Here is a 16595-nt window from a genome sequence, read left to right on the forward strand (position 1 = left end):
TGCTTCTGGGGCCGCGGGGCGGGTTTAACCCCTTGCGGGGGTCTTTGTGGGTTCCGTCGCGGGTTTCCTTCCCCCCCCCGGGGGGGGGGGGGGGCCCCCCCCCCCCCCCCCCGCCGGTACCACCTCGGCCGGTTCACGCCCCGGCGTCCCCGCCCGCCGCGTCCCCGCCTCCGGCGCCGCCGGCCCCGGCCCGCCCCGCGACGCGTCCGGCCGCCTCGGCCCGGGCCTCCTGCCCGCCGTCCGCCCCGGCGGCCCGTTCGGCCATCCGCCTGCGCTGGGGCACCACCGTGTACTTCGGGTCGGCGGCGGACTGCTTCCCGGCGTGGAAGACCCCCAACCGGGTACACGCCGAACCGGCGAGCAGTGCGGCGCCGCTCAGCGCGGACACCGTCCGGCTGCGGCGGCCCAGCACGGCCCCGGCCGCGCCGGCCAGGGTCAGGGCCTTGGCCGCGCGGACGAAGGCGCCCGCCGTGCCCAGCCGGTAGGGCTCCCCGGCCAGTCCCATCCGGTGCTCCATGGCGGTGGACACCGCCGTCTCCACGAGCGCGCCGCCCACGGCGGCCCGGCGCGCGGGTCCGCTCTGCCCGAGGGGCGAGGCCACCAGCCCCGCCCCTCCCGCCGCGGCCGAGGCCGAGGCCGCGAACAGGAACGGCATGTACCGGTACCCCTCGTGCCAGGACGGTACGGCGGTGTCGCACACCAGGGGGGCCGTGTAGGTGGCGACCAGGGGCCCCACCGCCGCGGCGCCGAGGGTGGCCGCCCGGCCGATCCGCGGGAACCACCCGGTCGCGGCGGTCACCGCGGCGACCCCGGCGAGCGGCCCGTACGCCGTGAGGATCCACGTCCCCACGCTCATCGGCGAGGTCGGCTTGACCACGCGGAGCATGTTCAGGAAGCGCTCGGGCCGCCCCAGGTCGTGGACGAGCGCCACCACGGACCCGGAGATCGCGGCGAGGGCCGTGTACTTGAGCGGGCGCGCCAGGGCGTCCCGGCCGGTGAGATCGGCCCCGGCCGCGAGGACCGACGACGCGCCGGCCAGCCCGCCCAGGAACAGGTACCCGCCGATGTCGGAGGCCTCCCACACCACCTGGTTGAGGACGGGCCGCCCGTAGTAGGAGCGGAACTCGGCGTCGGGCGCCCGCGTGGGCCCGCCGCGCCGCCCGCCGTGCCGGCGGCGCTGCTCCTCCCCGACCACCCGTGCGCTCCCGGTGACCGCGTCCCGTCCGGGCCGCTGCCCCCGCACGCCCTCCCTCGTCACGTCCGACGTGCTCACCGTCGCCTCCCCGCGAACGCGGCGGCCGCTCCGACCAGCAACGCGGCGGCCGCCAGGCCCGCGTGCGCCCACATCGACGGCAGGTCCCGGGTGGTGACCACCGGGTCCGGCGGCATCCCGTAGACCTCGGGCTCGTCCAGCAGCAGGAAGAAGGCCGCGTTGCCGCCCACCCCGTCGCCGGGGTCCTCGCCGTACAGCCGGGCCGAGGAGACCCCCGCCCCGTGGAGGTCCTCCAGGCGCCTCGCCGCGCGCTCCCGCAGCTCGTCCAGGTTCCCGAACTGGATGGAGTCGGTGGGGCAGGCCTTGGCGCAGGCCGGTTCCATGCCGTCGCCGATCCGGTCGTAGCACATGGTGCACTTCCAGGCCCGGCCGTCGTCCTCGCGGCGGTCGATGACGCCGTAGGGACAGGCCGAGACGCAGTACCCGCAGCCGTTGCAGATGTCCTGCTGGACGACCACGGTGCCGAACTCGGTGCGGAACAGCGAGCCCGTCGGGCACACGTCCAGGCAGGCGGCGCTGGTGCAGTGCTTGCACACGTCCGAGGCCATGAGCCACCGGAACTCCTCGCGCTCCTCCTCGCCGGTGTAGGCGCCGGGGAGTTCCGTGGACGGCATGCCGAGGTCGACCGGCGCGGGGCGGCCCACGCCCGCGTCCTGGTGGCCCAGCGGTCGCCGCTGCTCGACGAAGGCCACGTGGCGCCAGGTGTCCGCCCCCAGGCCGACGCTGTTGTCGAACGACATGGCGGTGAAGTCCAGGCCGTCCTCGGGTACGGAGTTCCACTCCTTGCAGGCGACCTCGCAGGCCTTGCAGCCGATGCACACGCTGGTGTCGGTGAAGAACCCGACCCGCTCCCGCTGCTCGTCCCCGTACCCCTGCCCGGTCCCGCTCTCCCCCGGGTCCCCGTGTCCCCGCGCGCTCCGCACGACCACGGTCACACCTCCGTTCCGGTCCGCTCGGTGATCCCGGCGCGCTCGCGGTGCGAGCGCACCAGCTCCTCCCTGTCCGCACCGCGCGGCCGACGCCCCGGGACGATGTCGGCGGTGAGCGCCTTGACCTCCTGGATGTGCGTGTTGGGTTCGAGCGCGATGGACATGAGTTCGTTGGCGGCGTCGCCGGTCGTGTAACCGTTGGGGCCCCAGTGGTAGGGGAGGCCGATCGTGTGGACGACCCGCCCCTGGACGCGCAGCGGCGCCATGCGGTCGGTGACCAGGACCCGCGCCTCGATGGCGGCGCGGGCGGTGACGAGGGTGGCCCAGCCCCCGTGCTCCAGGCCCCGCTCGGCGGCCAGCTCGGGGCCGACCTCGCAGAAGAACGCGGGCTGGAGCTCCGCGAGGTAGGGGGTCCACCGGCTCATGCCCCCGGCCGTGAAGTGCTCCGTGAGGCGGTAGGTGGTCACCAGGTAGGGGTAGACCTCCGCTCCCGGGGTCCCCGCCTGCGGGTGGTACCGGTTGTACTCGTGCGGGTACAGGAGCCGGGTGGGGTTGCGCTGCCGACCGTAGAGCGGGTTCTCGAAGGGGGTCTCCTGCGGCTCGTAGTGGGTGGGCAGCGGCCCGTCGTGGAGGCCGGTCGGCGCGTACAGCCACGCCCGCCCGTCGGCCTGCATGATGAACGCGTCGGTCCCGCTGAGGGCCTCCACGCCCCGGGCCCCCTCCGGCGGCCGGTAGTCCGGCGCCTTGTGCAGCTCGAAGTCGGGGACGTCGTGTCCGGTCCACTCACCGCGCCCGGCGTCCCACCACACCAGCGCCTTGCGCTCGCTCCACGGCCGGCCCTCCGCGTCGGCCGACGCCCGGTTGTACAGCAGCCTCCGGTTGGCCGGCCAGCTCCAGGCCCACTCGGCGGCCACCCAGTCCTGCTCCGCCCCGGGCTTGCGGCGCGCCGCCTGGTTGACGCCGTCGGCGTAGACCCCGCAGTAGATCCAGCAGCCGCAGCTCGTGCTGCCGTCCGCCCTCAGCTCGGTGTAGGAGCCGAGCGGGGCGCCGTCCGGGCCGCGGCCGTTGATCTCGGCCAGGACCGCCGCCGCGTCGGGGTCGCCGTGCTCGTCGGTCGGGTAGTCCCAGGTCAGTTCGAGCAGGGGCAGGTCCCGGTCGAGCCCCGAGTCGGCGAGGAGCGCGCGCAGCATCGTGCCGAGCCGGTGGACGAACCACAGGTCGCTGCGCTGGTCGCCCTTCGGGCGCACGGCGCGGTCGCGCCACTGGACCGTGCGGTTGGTGTTGGTGAAGGTGCCCTCCTTCTCCGTGTGGCAGGCCGCCGGGAAGAAGAACACCTCCGTGGCGATGTCCTCCGTGCGGAGCTCGCCGGACTCGATCTCGGGCCCGTCCTTCCACCACGTGGCGCTCTCGATGAGGGAGAAGTCGCGGACCACCAGCCATTCGAGGTTGGCCATGCCCATCCGCTGCGCGCGGCTGTTGGCGGAGCCCACGGCCGGGTTCTCGCCCATGAGGAAGTAGCCCCGGCACTCGCCGCGGATCTGCGCCATGACCGTGTCGTAGGTGCTGTGCGAGCCGGTCAGGTGCGGCAGGTGGCCGAAGCGGTAGCCGTTCTCCTCCGTGGCGTGGTCGCCCCACCAGGCCTTGAGCAGGCTGACGGTGTAGGCCTCCATGTTCGTCCAGAAGCCCTTGTAGGAGGCGCCGTTGGTCCTGATGTACTCCTGCAGGGACCCCTCGTGGGCGACGTGGGGCATCGGCAGGTACCCGGGCAGCAGGTCGAACAGCGTGGGGATGTCACTGGACCCCTGGATGCTGGCGTGCCCCCGCAGCGCCATGATGCCGCCGCCGGGCCGGCCGATGTTGCCCAGCAGGAGCTGGAGGACGGACGCGGCCCGGATGTACTGGGAGCCGACGGTGTGCTGGGTCCAGCCCACCGCGTAGCAGAACGCCGAGGTGCGGTCCCGGCCCGAGTTGCGGGTCAGGTGGTCGCAGACCCGGGCGAACACCTCCCGGGACACCCCGCACACCTCCTCGACGAGCTCCGGCGTGTAGCGCGAGTAGTGCCGGCGGAGGATCTGGAACACGCAGCGCGGGTCGGTCAGCGTCCGGTCCTCGCGGGGGACGCTGCTCATCACCGCGCCGCCAGACCCCTGCTGTTCGGGCCGGCCCGTGCCCCGCACGCGGTCGAAGTTGGCGCGGTCGCCCGCCGCGGCAGCGACCGGCGCCCCGTCGTACATCCAGCTGGAGGTGTCGTAGCACCGGCCCTCGGCGTCGAAGCCGGAGAAGAGCCCGTCCAGGTCCTCGGTGTCCCGGAACTCCTCGGAGACGATCGTCGCCGCGTTCGTGAACTCCAGGAGGTAGTCACGGAAGTACTTCTCCTCGGTGAGGACGTGGTTGACGATCGCCCCGAGGAAGGCGATGTCGGTACCCGCCCGGAGGGGGACGTGCAGGTCGGCCAGCGCGCTGGTGCGGCTGAACCGGGGGTCCACGTGGATGACGACGGCGCCGCGCGCCTTGGCCTCCATCACCCACTGGAAGCCGACCGGGTGCGCCTCCGCGAAGTTGGACCCCTCGATCACGATGCAGTCGGAGTTCTGGAGGTCCTGGAGGAAGGTGGTCGACCCGCCGCGGCCGAAGGAGGTGCCGAGCCCGGCGACCGTGGAGCTGTGGCACACGCGCGCCTGGTTCTCCACCTGGACCACGCCCAGCGCCGTGAACAGCTTCTTGATGAGGTAGTTCTCCTCGTTGTCCAGCGTCGCGCCGCCGAGGCCGGCGATGCCGAGGGTCCGCGCGACACGGCGCCCGTCGACCTCCTCCTCCCACGTCTCGTCCCGGGTGCGCGCCACGCGCTCGGCGACCATGGACATCGCCGTGCCGAGGTCGAGCTCCTCCCAGTCGGCGCCGTACGGGCGCCGGTAGAGGACCTTCTCCTCGCGGGCCGAACCGGTGGTGAGCTGGAGGCTGGCCGAGCCCTTGGGGCACAGGCGCCCCCGGCTGATGGGGGAGTCCGGGTTCCCCTCGATCTGGATGACGCGCTCGTCCTTGACGTACACGTTCTGACCGCATCCGACGGCGCAGTAGGGGCAGACCGACTTGACGACACGGTCGGCGTCGGCGGTGCGGGGCCGCAGCTCCTCCGTGGCCCCGGAGCGGGCGGCGGCGCCCCGGCCGAGGCGGTCCCCGCCGGTGGCCTGCCGGTACACCGGCCACGACTCGATCCACGTGCGTACGCCCATGCTCGCCCCCGAACCGGCCCCGCGGGCCCGTCGACCTCTCCCGCTGACCCGCGGGCACACGGCTCCACCGTCCGCGAGGCGCGGGCGGCGGCGGGGGAGGACACGCCGCTCATGGGACAGTCATGGAACTCGCCTGGGACGGGGGTTCCACGGGCCCGGGCGCCCGGATGTTTCACGTGAAACACCGAGGTCGGCGCGGCCGGGGACCGGGCCCCGTCCGCGTCCCCCCGGACCGGGAGACGGTCCCGACACGCCCTCCGCCCGGTAAGAAATGCCTTTGCCCTGCGTTAGCGGGCCCGGAGTCGGGCAGGTGCGAGGCTGTGAGGGACACATCATGACGACAGGCGGGGGACCAGTCACATGACCGACGTATCCAGCCAGGGCTCCTTTCCCGGGGACGACCGCGAGGTGCTCACGAACAGGCAGGGCCACCCTGTCTACGACAACCAGAACCAGCGCACGGTCGGCGAGCGGGGGCCCGCGACCCTGGAGAACTACCAGTTCCTGGAGAAGATCAGCCACTTCGACCGGGAGCGCATCCCGGAGCGGGTGGTGCACGCCCGCGGCGCCACCGCGTTCGGCTACTTCGAGTCCTACGGCACGTGGGGGGACGAGCCGATCGACCGCTACACGCGGGCCAGACTCTTCCAGGGCAAGGGCAAGCGGACCGACGTGGCACTGCGCTTCTCGACCGTCATCGGCGGCCGGGACTCCTCGGAGTGCGCCCGCGACCCGCGCGGATTCGCCATCAAGTTCTACACCGAGGACGGCAACTGGGACCTGGTGGGCAACAACCTCGCGGTGTTCTTCATCCGCGACGCCATCAAGTTCCCCGACGTGATCCACGCCCTCAAACCGGACCCGGTCACCTTCCGCCAGGAACCGAACCGCATCTTCGACTTCATGTCGCAGACACCCGAGTGCATGCACATGCTGGTCAACCTGTTCAGCCCGCGCGGCATCCCCGCGGACTACCGGCACCAGCAGGGCTTCGGCGTCAACACCTACAAGTGGGTCGACGCCACCGGGAACACGGTCCTGGTCAAGTACACGTGGATGCCCAAGCAGGGCGTGCGGAGCATGACCGAGGCCGACGCCGCCAACATCCAGGCGACCGAGACCGGGCACGCGACCAAGGACCTGCACGAGGCGATCGAGCGCGGCGACCACCCCGAGTGGGAGCTGCTCGTGCAGATGATGAGCGACGACGAGCACCCCGAACTGGACTTCGACCCGCTGGACGACACCAAGACGTGGCCGGAGCAGGACTTCCCGCCCAAGCCGGTGGGAAGGATCGTGCTCGACCGCAACGTCGCGAACAACTTCGCCGAGAACGAGCAGATCTCCTTCGGCACCGGTGTCCTCGTGGACGGCCTGGACTTCTCCGACGACAAGATGCTCGTCGGGCGCACCTTCTCCTACAGCGACACCCAGCGCTACCGTGTGGGGCCCAACTACCTCCAGCTCCCGGTGAACCAGGCCAGGAACGCGAACGTGCGGACCAACCAGCGCGACGGCCAGATGAACTACTACCAGGACCCCGCCGGGGAGAACCCGCACGTCAACTACGAGCCCTCCATCACCGGCGGCCTGCGCGAGGGGCAGTACCCCACGCACGACGACCAGGGCCCGGAGATCCGGGGCAAGCTCACGCGGGCGCGCATCTCCCGCACCAACGACTACAAGCAGGCGGGCCAGCGCTACCTCCTGATGGAGCAGTGGGAGCGGGACGACCTCGTCCACAACTTCACGACGCTGCTCTCCCAGTGCGACCGCCCGATCCAGGAGCGCATGGTCTGGCACTTCCTCCTGGTCGAGGACGACCTGGGGCTGCGCGTCGGCAAGGGGCTGGGCATCGGCCCCGAGGACGTGTCCCACCTGAAGCCGCTCCAGAGCCAGGACCTGACCGGGGAGGACCGCGAGCGCCTGGGCCGCCTGGGCCGGAACGGGGCCCGCGACGTGTCGGGGCTGACCATGACCCACTGCGTGCCCAACACCCGGCACGTGGTCGAGCGCTGAGGGCGGCGGCCGTGGACATGGGGAGAGCCCTGGGGAACGCCTCGTCGGCCGTCGGCCGGGGCCTGCTGGCAGGGCTGGTCGGCACCGCCGCCATGACCGTGTCCAGCACGGTCGAGGCACGGCTGCGGGGCCGCGCCGACAGCTCGGCCCCGGCCGACGCCGCCGGGAGGCTGCTCGGCGTCAGGCCGAGGGACGACGCGGGCGGGCGCAGGTTCGGCGCCCTCGTCCACTGGGGCTACGGGACCTCCTGGGGAGCGGTCCGCGGGCTGCTCGGCGCCGCCGGCCTGCGCGGCCCCGGAGCGGCGGCCGTCCACCTGGCCGCGGTGTGGGGAGGCGAGCAGGTCGTCCTGCCGGCCACCGGCACGGCGCCTCCCGCCTGGCGGTGGGGGGCCGGGGAGATCGGCCTGGACCTGCTGCACCACACGGTCTACGCCTGCGCCGCCGGAGCCGCCTACGAGTGGCTCGACCGGAGCTGATCCGCCGGGGCCGCGACGGGCCCCGGCCCCCTCGTCGGGGGTCGGGGCCCGTCGTGTGAGCCCGTTCCGGCTAGCCTCGGGTCCTGCGCGAGGGTGCCAGGAGCAGGCCGAGGGCGATCATGCCCAGCCCCAGGCCCAGGTGGAGCCAGTTGTCGGCGTCGTTGAGCGGCACGAAGTTCGCGGCGCTGTCGAAGTCGATCACCAGGCCGTAGAGCCAGAGCACCAGGTAGATCACGCCACCGCCGACGAGGAAGAGCTTCGCCGAGGCCGCGGTGCGGGCCATCGCCACCCCGGCCACGCCGAAGAGCAGGTGGACCAGGTTGTGCAGGATCGACACCTGGAAGAGGCCGAGCAGGTGCGCCTCGGAGTGGTGGCCGGCGAACTGCAGCTGGTCGGTGTTCGTGGTCAGACCGGGGATGAACCCCATGATCCCCACCAGCAGGAAGACGATGCCGACGATGAGGGCGGCGAGTCGGATCGGCTGCCGGGACAGCCGGGTCACGCCCTGGGTCGGAGTCCGATCGGACATGATTCCTCCACATTGGTCGGATTAGCCCCATCCGCCCCTCCCCTTCCGGCGAGGGGTATCGCCCCCACTACCCGAAGTGATGTGGAAAACACACCCGGGAGACCCCCGCGCACGGCATGCCGACACCGGCGAACGGGCAGGTCACGCGCCCGGAGGCCCCGGGGACCGGAGCCGGTCGGGGACACGGCGCGCCCGCCGGGGGACCTCCGCCGCGGCACGCGGCCGACGGCACCGTCCCGGCGGACACGCCGCAAGCGCCCCGGGGGCTCCCTGTCGGTCTGTCGGTCTGTCGACAAACGGTCCCGCGGGGGCGACGCTACGCGTGCAGGTCCCCCGGGATCTCGGCGGAGAGCGTCAGGTCGCGGAAGACGGCCCGGAACCCCTCCCGCTCGGGCGAACAGCACATGACCCCGACCTGGCAGGACTCCGGCAGCGGCAGGTACCCCAGCCGCAGGAGGCGCCAGCCCGCGTCACCGTCGAGGTACTGGACGTTGAGCGCGTCGCCGGTGCGGATCACGCGGAGGGTGACCTCGCCGGTGTGCTCGAGCGGCACCACCGACCAGTCGGAGTGGCCGCGGGTGAGGACCGTGCTCAGGGTGAGCGCGCCCTCGGTGAACTCGACGCCCGCCTTGACCCAGTGCTCCTCGTCCGCCCGGACCATGAGGCCGACCTGGTCGTACTGGACCTCGTAGCCTCCGCCGAAGGTGGCCTGGAGGGTGAAGTCACCGGTCGCGGTCGCGTGCCGGAAGTGCCCGTCGTCGTGGACGAACCCGTAGTGGGTCCGGCGCCAGAAGTCCGTACGGCTTCCGGTCGTGACCGTGAGGACGCCGTCGTCCTCGGTCCAGTGGGGAGGTTCGTTGAGCCAGGTCATCTCGGGGAGCACGGCGCCACCTCTCGGGTCGGGAGGCGAGAAGTCTATGGGAGGGCTCCCACGCGGACGGATCGCCATGTCCACAGGTCGACACGGCGACAGAGTGACACGGCGACAGGGCGACACAGAGATACGGCGACACAGAGACGAGGCGGCGGGGAGACCGGGCGGGAAAGCGGCCCGGGGGCGGAGGGCCGGCGTACCGGCCCTCCGCCCGGGGGGGGCGCCTAGGGGGCGGGGGTGGGCTCGGCGTCGTCCACGTGCAGGTCGACGCCCATGGGCTCCTTCACCATCGAGACGGCGACGAAGGAGACGGCACAGGCCACCACGATGTAGGCGCCGATGGTCCACGAGGCGTCGAAGCTGGTCAGCAGCAGCTCCGCGATCATCGGCGCGAACGCGCCGCCGAGGATGGCGCCGAGCGCGTAGCCGATCGACACGCCCGAGTAGCGGATCTCGGCGGGGAACATCTCCGCGTACAGCGCCGACTGGGGGCCGTAGCTGAGGCCCATGCCGAGGGTGAACACGAAGACCGCGACGAAGTACATCAGGACGTTGCCCGTGTCGATCATGAACCACATCGGCACGGCCCAGGCGGCCAGCATCGCGTAGCCGATCTGGAAGGTGCGCACCCGGCCGATCCGGTCGCAGAGCCATCCGCCGTACAGGGTGGAGATCAGCCAGCCGAACGAGGCGAGCGTGGTCGCCAGCAGTACCGGTCCGCGCTCCATGCCCAGGCCGAACTCCTCCACCGGGCGGGACGCGTACGTCGCGAGGAACGCGATCACGAGGTACCCGGCCGCGTTGTTGGCGAGGAAGATCAGCGCGGAGAGGACGACCTCCCTGGCGTTGTTGCGGAACAGCCGGCGCAGCGGCGCGGAGGCCTTGGCCCGGCGCTCCTGCATCAGCTTGAAGACCGGGGACTCCTCCACGGACTTGCGGATGAGGTGGCCGACGATGATCAGCAGGAAGGACATCAGGAACGGGATGCGCCAGCCCCAGGCCAGGAACGCCTCCTGGCCGATGACCACGGTGATCGCCCAGACGACGAAGGTCGCGAGGATCATGCCGCAGGGGACGCCGATCTGCGGGTAGGCGCCGAAGTAGCCGCGCTTCCCGGTCGGCGCGTGCTCCACCGACATCAGCGCGGCCCCGCCCCACTCGCCGCCCGCGGAGAAGCCCTGGAGGATGCGCAGGAGGATCAGGAGGACGGGCGCCGCCACGCCGATCTGGGCGTAGGTGGGCAGGGCGCCGATGAGGAAGGTGGCCAGGCCCATCATGACGAGGGTGGCGACGAGCACCTGCTTGCGGCCGAACTTGTCGCCGAGGGCGCCGGCGACGATCGCGCCCAGCGGCCGGAAGAGGAACGAGATGCCGATGGTGGCGAACGAGAGCACCTGGGCCACCGCGGGGCTGGTCTCGGACAGCGGTGCGAGGAACAGCGGCGCGAGCACCAGGCCGGCGGCCTGCGCGTAGATGAAGAAGTCGTACCACTCGATGGTCGTGCCGACCATGGTGCCCGCCAGGACGCGGCGGCGCTCCCTTGTCTCGACGGCGTCGGCCGGCACGGGGGCCGCGGGGTCGGAAGGTGCCATTGCTGCTCCGTAGGTTCTCTGCCGACCGGGGGTCGGGTTCTGCTGAGGGGCTCGGCCCTCGGTGGCCGGGAGGACGGTCACCGGTCCGGGGCGCGGTCGCGCGCGCCGGACACGTCGTCCGCGTCCTTCGCGGGGACGTGACGGGGCACACAGACCATACGGACACCATGCCATGTGACTCAAGGCACTTTTGACAATGGGGTCCCTTTATCGCAGATGAGAGGCCATAACCTGACCGAACGGTCGGTGAGGATTCGGGCACGGAGCGGACAACCGGCCCCGGCCGGAGGGCGCCCGCGGCCCTCCCGGGACGGCGGCCCGGAGCCCGTCGGCGCGGCACCGCCGGGAAGGGGGCGCGGCGGCCCCACACGGCGGAGGGGCCCACCGGTTCCTCCGGTGGGCCCCTCCGCCGCCGACGGTGCGCGGCTCCCGCGTTCCGGCGGCGTCCGCACGCCGGGCGGAACCGCCGTCGCGGGCCGCGTGCGCGCCCGCCCGCCGCCCGGGTCACACCCGGGACAGGCCGAACTCGTCGTCCAGGGCCGCCAGCTCCTTCTCGAACCGGCTGCGCAGGGCGGCCTTGCGGTCGGCGGGGAGCCAGCTCGCCTCCACCCCGGCCAGGGCCATGGCGCGGAGCCGGTCCGCGGACGCCCCGATCTCCTCGGACATGATCCGGTACTCGGCGGCCAGGCTCGTCGGGAACATCCCCGGGTCGTCGGAGCAGGGGACGACGTTCAGCCCCGCGTCGAGCATGGCGCTGATCGAGGCGCGGCGCCACGGACGCCACGAGCGGCGCGAGGTGGTGGAGGCGACGGTGAACGCGACCCCCTGCTCGCGGAGCCGCTCCACGACGGCGTCGTCCTCCAGGACGTAGTAGCCGTGGTCGATGCGGTCGCAGCCGAGCAGGTCGAGGCAGGTGATGGTGTTGACCGCGGTGGGGACGTGCTCGGAGGAGTGGGCGGTGCGCCCCAGCCCCGCCCGGCCCGCGAGGGCGTACGCCTCGGCGAAGCGCTCGGGCGGTCCGGCGGTCTCCAGGTTGTCGAGCCCGATCCCGGCGACGTACTCGTGCGGGTGGTCGACCACCTGCCGCACCAGGGCGAGGGCGTCCTCGCCGCTCCGGCTGCGGTCGATGCCCTGGATCAGGAACCCGCTCATGCCGAAGTCGCGCTCGGCCATGCGGATGCCCTCGGCGTAGGCCTCGACGCAGCCCGAGTAGCCGAGCCCGGCCAGGTGCGCGGGCGGCGCGTCGAAGAAGAGCTCCAGGTGGCGGGTGGAGCTGGTCCGGTGCGCGTCCTCGAAGGCCTCGTAGACGATGCGGGTCAGGTCGTCGGCGTCGCGCAGCACCTCCGTGACCCAGCGCGAGACCTGGAAGAGCGAGTAGGACACCTCCGGCTCGTCGGGGGACCTGTCCTGGGGGACGGGGATGCGCGTGTTCCGGTACAGGTCGGGGTCGGGCGGCAGCGAGTTGATGTCGGCGTACACGCGCTCGGGCTCCGCCGGCAGGTCGAGACCCTCCCTCCTGGCCAGCTCGGCGAAGGTCGACGCGCGCACGGTCCCGATGAGGTGGCAGTGCAGCTCCGCCTTGGGCATCCTGGCGACGTAGTCGGCGGGAAGGCTGTGCGGGGTGTTCATGGGCTCCCGGTCTGGTTGGAAACGGGTGGTACGGGTGGTACGGGTCGGGCCCCGCTGCGCGGATCGCGCCGCGGGGCCCGGGGGCGGCGCTCTCAGCCCGCGGTGACCTCGCGGGCGAAGCGCTCGACCCACTCGCCGCGCGTGGGGACGAGCTCGGCGGGGTCGAGGGTCCCGTAGCCCGCGGCGATCGGGTCGTCGGCGACGTCGCCGACCACGTCGGTGATCGTGGCGGGCACGGTGGCGTCGGGGTGCACCGGCATGTCCCCGACCAGTTCGGCCGAGGCGGTCTGGGCCTCGGGCGACAGCAGGTAGTCGACAAAGGCGTGCGCGTCCTCCGCGTGCGCGGCGCCGACGGGGATCATCGCCCGGTTGGTGGCCATGTAGGACCCGCTGGCGGGCGGGGTCCAGGCGACCGGCTCACCCGCGGCGACCATCTCCGTCGCGAAGCCGCTCAGCGCGTCGGCGGCCACGATCTCGCCCTGGGCGAGGAGGTTGGTGACCTCCGTCGTCGACGTGTAGAACTGGAGCACGCCGGGGGCCCAGCCGCCCAGGGTGTCGAGGGCGGTGTCGATGTCGTAGGGGCCCTCGCCGTAGGTCTCGGCCACACCGGAGACCATCAGCTGGCCCGCGGTGACCGAGATGTCGGGCAGGGCCAGCCGCCCGGCGTGGGCCTCGGAGCCGTAGAGCCCCCAGTCGGCGGCCTCCTCGGCCCCCAGCTCGTCCGTGTTGTAGAGCGTGCCGTTGAGCTGGTAGCTGTACGCCGGACCGGAGTAGCCCTCCTCGACGGCGAAGTCGGCGATCTCCGCGAGGTGGGGGACCTGCTCGGCGTCCACCTCCTGGAAGAGCCCGCCCTCCTGGCCGAGGGCGGCGTAGTAGTCGGAGATGAGGACGACGTCGGACCCGCCCCCGCCCTCCAGGTCCAGCTTGGAGAGGCGGTCGGAGTTGGAGCCGGTGTCGAGGACGACCTCGATCCCGGTCGCCTCCGTGAAGGGGTCGACGACGGCCTCCTGGAACTCCTCCACCCCGAACGGGAAGGTGCTCACGACGAGGGCGTCCGCGCTCTCGTCGTCCGAGGAGGAGCAGCCGGTGAGGACGACCGCGGCCGCGACGCCCGCGGTCAGGATCGGGCCGGGGCGGCGGATGGCGTGGGACATGGCGTGCGGTTTCCTCTCGCCGGACGCCCGGCGGATCCGGGCGGTTCGGAGCGGGCCGGGGTTCCGGTCCGCGGGGGACGGGGTCAGTCGGGCAGGCGCACCAGGGCGCCCTCCCGGGCGTCGACGGTCACCTCGCCCCCGGGCGAGAGGCCCTCGGCCGCACCGCCGCGCACGTCGCAGACCAGGCGCACGGCCGCGCCGGTGTCGTCGGTCGCGTCCACGGTGACCAGGAGGTCGGCCCCGCGGTAGGCGATGTGGGCCACCGTGCCCCGCAGGAGCAGCCCGCCGGGGCCGGCCGGGGCGTCGGCGTCCGCGGCCCCCGCGGCGACGCGGAGGTTCTCGGGCCGGACCGTGAGGGTCCGGCCCTCGGCGTCGGCGAGGAAGTTCTCGTAGCCCAGGAACTCGGCGACGAAGCGGTTGGCCGGAGCGGGGAAGACCTCGCGCGGCGGCCCCTGCTGCATCACCCGCCCCGCCCGCATGAGCACCATGTCGTCGGACATCTCCAGTGCCTCGTCCTGGTCGTGCGTGACCAGGACGACGGTCAGGCCCGTCTCCGCCTGGATGCGGCGGATCTCGGCCCGCATCTGCACGCGCAGGCGCGCGTCCAGGTTGGAGAGGGGCTCGTCGAGCAGCAGGAGCTTGGGGCGGATCGCGATGGCGCGGGCGAGGGCCACGCGCTGCTGCTGTCCGCCGGAGAGCTTCTTGGGCCTGTTCCCGGCGAGGTGGGCCAGGCCCACCAGCTCCAGGGTCTCCATGACCCGGCGCCGCCGCTCCTCCTTCGCGACCCGGCGGAGCTTGAGGCCGTAGCCGACGTTGTCCGCGACGGTCATGTGCGGGAAGAGCGCGTAGGACTGGAAGACCATGCCCAGGTCGCGCCGTTCCGGGGGAACGCGCGTGCAGTCCCGTCCCGCGATCCGGATGGTCCCCGCGGTGGGCCTGGAGTACCCGGCCAGCATGCGCAGGCTCGTGGTCTTGCCGCAGCCGCTGGGGCCGAGGAGCGTCGTGAGCCGCCCCTCGGCGATGGTCAGGCTGAGGTCGTCGACCGCGGTGAAGTCACCGAACTTCTGGCTGACGCCGACGAACTCGGCAGCGCTGGTCATCGGTTGATACCTCCGAAGATCTTGGCGAAGCCGACGGTGCGTTCGGCGATGACGGCGAGGACGACGGTGCCCGCGAGGATGAGCGTGGCCATCGCCGCGACCATGGGGTCGTAGCTCTGCTGGACGTAGTCGAGCATCGTGACGGGCAGGGTGCGGAACTCCCGGGTCTGGAGCAGCAGGGAGAGCGGCACGTTGTTGAAGGAGGTGACGAAGCTCAGGAGCGCGGCCGAGAAGATCCCCGGGCGCAGCAGCGGCAGGGTCACCGTCGCGAAGGTCCTCAGGGGCGAGGCCCCGAGGCCCCGGGCGGCCTCCTCGACGTGCGGGTCGGCCAGCGCCAGGGACGCCCCCGTGACGCGCACCGCGTAGGGGACCATGAGCGCGGTGTGCCCGAGCGTCAGCGCGGTGAGGCTGTCGAGCCCGAACCCGATCATGAGCTGCTGGTAGAGGGCGAGCCCCACCACCAGTTCCGGGACGATGAGCGGCGACAGGAACAGGCCCTCGACCAGGCCCTTGCCGGGGATCCGGCCCCGGTGGATCGCGACGGCCACGGGCACGCCGATCAGCAGCGCGAGCGCGGTGGCCAGCGCCGCCAGCTGGAGGCTCGACACGAGCGCGGTGAGGAAGGGCTCGTAGCCCAGCGCCTCCTCGAACCACCGGGTGGAGAGCCCCTCCGGCGGGAAGCGGAGCGTGCTGCCCGCGGTGAACGCGGTGACGACCACGAACAGGATCGGCACGAGCATGACGACGTATCCGGCGACCGCGAGCGCGGCCGCGACGGGGCGGCGGGTGTTCACGCTGTGGCCCCCTTGCGGCCGAAGGCGGAGGACAGGCCGGAGACGAGGAAGACGAGCACCGTCATGACGAGCGCGGTGGCCGAGGCCGAGGCCCAGTCCACCGTGACGCTGGAGTAGGCGTAGAGCTGTGTGGCGAGCATGCGCTGGCCCGAGCCGCCCAGGAGGTAGGGCGTGGTGTAGGCGGTGACGGCGCCGGCGAAGACCAGGGTGGCCGCCACGACGATGCCCGGCGACGAGAGCGGCACCACGACGCTCCAGAAGGTGCGGACCCGGCCCGCGCCCAGCCCCCGGGCGGCCTCGTCGAGGCCGGGGTCGACCTGGGCGACCGCCGAGTAGCAGGAGATGACCGCGAGCGGCAGGAACAGCTGGGTGAGGCCGAGGACGATGGCGAGCTCGGTGTAGAGCAGCTGCGGCGCCCTGTCCACGAGTCCCGTCGCGACGAGGGCCTGGCCGACGGCGCCGTTCGCGCCCAGGATGACCAGCCACCCGAAGGTGCGCACGACGTTGCTGAGGAGCAGCGGGAAGATCGCGAGCGCGAGCAGGACACCCGCCCAGCGCGAGGTGGAGCGGGCCAGCAGGTAGGCGATCGGGAACCCGAGCCCGACGCAGAGCGCCGTCACGATCAGCCCCAGGCGGACCGTGCGCCAGATGATGCGCAGGTCGTAGGGGTCCGTGAGCATCCGGCCGAGCCGGACGAAGACCTCCGCGGCTCCCGTGCCCGGCGGGGAGAAGAGCATCAGCAGCGTCGGGACGAGGAACCCCACGAGCAGGAAGGCCAACCCGGGCACGAGCAAGAGGGCCGACTTGCGTGAGTGCACGGCCTTCCTCCTTCGGGCGTGATGAAACCGGTTGCACAACCGGTTTCACACACCCTAGGGTGCGAGGACGCGTCCACGCAGCATCATCCGTGTAAACACCGTGTAACGACCTGCGAGACCCGGTGGCCGAGCCCGTGCCCCGCGACCGGGCTAGGGTTGACCGACGAGACCTGGA

Annotated in this window: 13 protein-coding genes; 2 read left to right on the forward strand and 11 right to left on the reverse strand. The window is 72.6% G+C overall.

Annotated features, from left to right (window positions below; genetic code table 11):
- Positions 1 to 133: 133 nt before the first annotated feature.
- From nrfD to fdh, 3 genes are all read right to left on the reverse strand, one after another.
- Positions 134 to 1273 carry an NrfD/PsrC family molybdoenzyme membrane anchor subunit gene (gene nrfD, locus ABZ234_RS27270; RefSeq protein WP_355013929.1) on the reverse strand — a complete coding sequence of 380 codons (1140 nt, stop codon included), beginning with the start codon at positions 1271 to 1273 and terminating at the stop codon, positions 134 to 136.
- A complete protein-coding gene (locus tag ABZ234_RS27275; protein WP_330157573.1) occupies positions 1270 to 2094 on the reverse strand; it encodes a 4Fe-4S dicluster domain-containing protein in 825 nt (274 codons plus the stop codon). Before ABZ234_RS27275 ends, nrfD begins: the two co-directional genes overlap by 4 nt.
- A gap of 110 nt (positions 2095 to 2204) precedes the next feature.
- Positions 2205 to 5435, reverse strand: a complete 3231-nt coding sequence (fdh, locus tag ABZ234_RS27280; protein WP_355013930.1) for a formate dehydrogenase — start codon at positions 5433 to 5435, stop codon at positions 2205 to 2207.
- 360 nt (positions 5436 to 5795) lie between these two features.
- On the opposite strand from fdh, the gene ABZ234_RS27285 reads away from it, so the two are divergent.
- Positions 5796 to 7454 carry a catalase gene (locus ABZ234_RS27285; RefSeq protein ID WP_355013931.1) on the forward strand — a complete coding sequence of 553 codons (1659 nt, stop codon included), beginning with the start codon at positions 5796 to 5798 and terminating at the stop codon, positions 7452 to 7454.
- Positions 7455 to 7471: 17 nt separating this feature from the next.
- Positions 7472 to 7930, forward strand: a complete 459-nt coding sequence (locus tag ABZ234_RS27290; RefSeq protein WP_355013947.1) for a hypothetical protein — start codon at positions 7472 to 7474, stop codon at positions 7928 to 7930.
- A gap of 70 nt (positions 7931 to 8000) precedes the next feature.
- Here the strand turns inward: ABZ234_RS27290 and ABZ234_RS27295 are convergent, their stop codons facing one another.
- From ABZ234_RS27295 to ABZ234_RS27330, 8 genes are all read right to left on the reverse strand, one after another.
- A complete protein-coding gene (locus ABZ234_RS27295; RefSeq protein ID WP_355013932.1) occupies positions 8001 to 8459 on the reverse strand; it encodes a DUF4383 domain-containing protein in 459 nt (152 codons plus the stop codon).
- A 316-nt stretch (positions 8460 to 8775) separates the two neighbouring features.
- Positions 8776 to 9342 (reverse strand): DUF1349 domain-containing protein, encoded by a 567-nt coding sequence (locus tag ABZ234_RS27300; RefSeq protein WP_355013933.1) that lies wholly within the window; start codon positions 9340 to 9342, stop codon positions 8776 to 8778.
- 215 nt (positions 9343 to 9557) lie between these two features.
- A complete protein-coding gene (locus ABZ234_RS27305) occupies positions 9558 to 10925 on the reverse strand; it encodes an MFS transporter (protein WP_355013934.1) in 1368 nt (455 codons plus the stop codon).
- A 504-nt stretch (positions 10926 to 11429) separates the two neighbouring features.
- Positions 11430 to 12554, reverse strand: coding sequence for a hypothetical protein (locus ABZ234_RS27310; RefSeq protein WP_355013935.1), 1125 nt, complete (start codon positions 12552 to 12554; stop codon positions 11430 to 11432).
- Positions 12555 to 12646: 92 nt separating this feature from the next.
- Positions 12647 to 13708, reverse strand: a complete 1062-nt coding sequence (locus ABZ234_RS27315) for an extracellular solute-binding protein (protein ID WP_267947369.1) — start codon at positions 13706 to 13708, stop codon at positions 12647 to 12649.
- Positions 13709 to 13791: 83 nt separating this feature from the next.
- Entirely contained in the window at positions 13792 to 14808 is a 1017-nt protein-coding gene (locus ABZ234_RS27320) for an ABC transporter ATP-binding protein (protein WP_355013936.1), read from the reverse strand.
- Positions 14805 to 15602 carry an ABC transporter permease gene (locus ABZ234_RS27325; RefSeq protein WP_344179170.1) on the reverse strand — a complete coding sequence of 266 codons (798 nt, stop codon included), beginning with the start codon at positions 15600 to 15602 and terminating at the stop codon, positions 14805 to 14807. The genes ABZ234_RS27320 and ABZ234_RS27325 overlap by 4 nt, the downstream gene beginning before the upstream one ends.
- Complete coding sequence (locus tag ABZ234_RS27330) at positions 15599 to 16420, reverse strand: ABC transporter permease (RefSeq protein WP_355013937.1); 822 nt, start codon at positions 16418 to 16420, stop codon at positions 15599 to 15601. The genes ABZ234_RS27325 and ABZ234_RS27330 overlap by 4 nt, the downstream gene beginning before the upstream one ends.
- Between the last annotated feature and the right edge of the window lie 175 nt (positions 16421 to 16595).

The organism is Nocardiopsis sp. NPDC006198 (assembly GCF_040613895.1).
GTDB classification, from domain to species: Bacteria; Actinomycetota; Actinomycetes; order Streptosporangiales; family Streptosporangiaceae; genus Nocardiopsis; species Nocardiopsis tropica.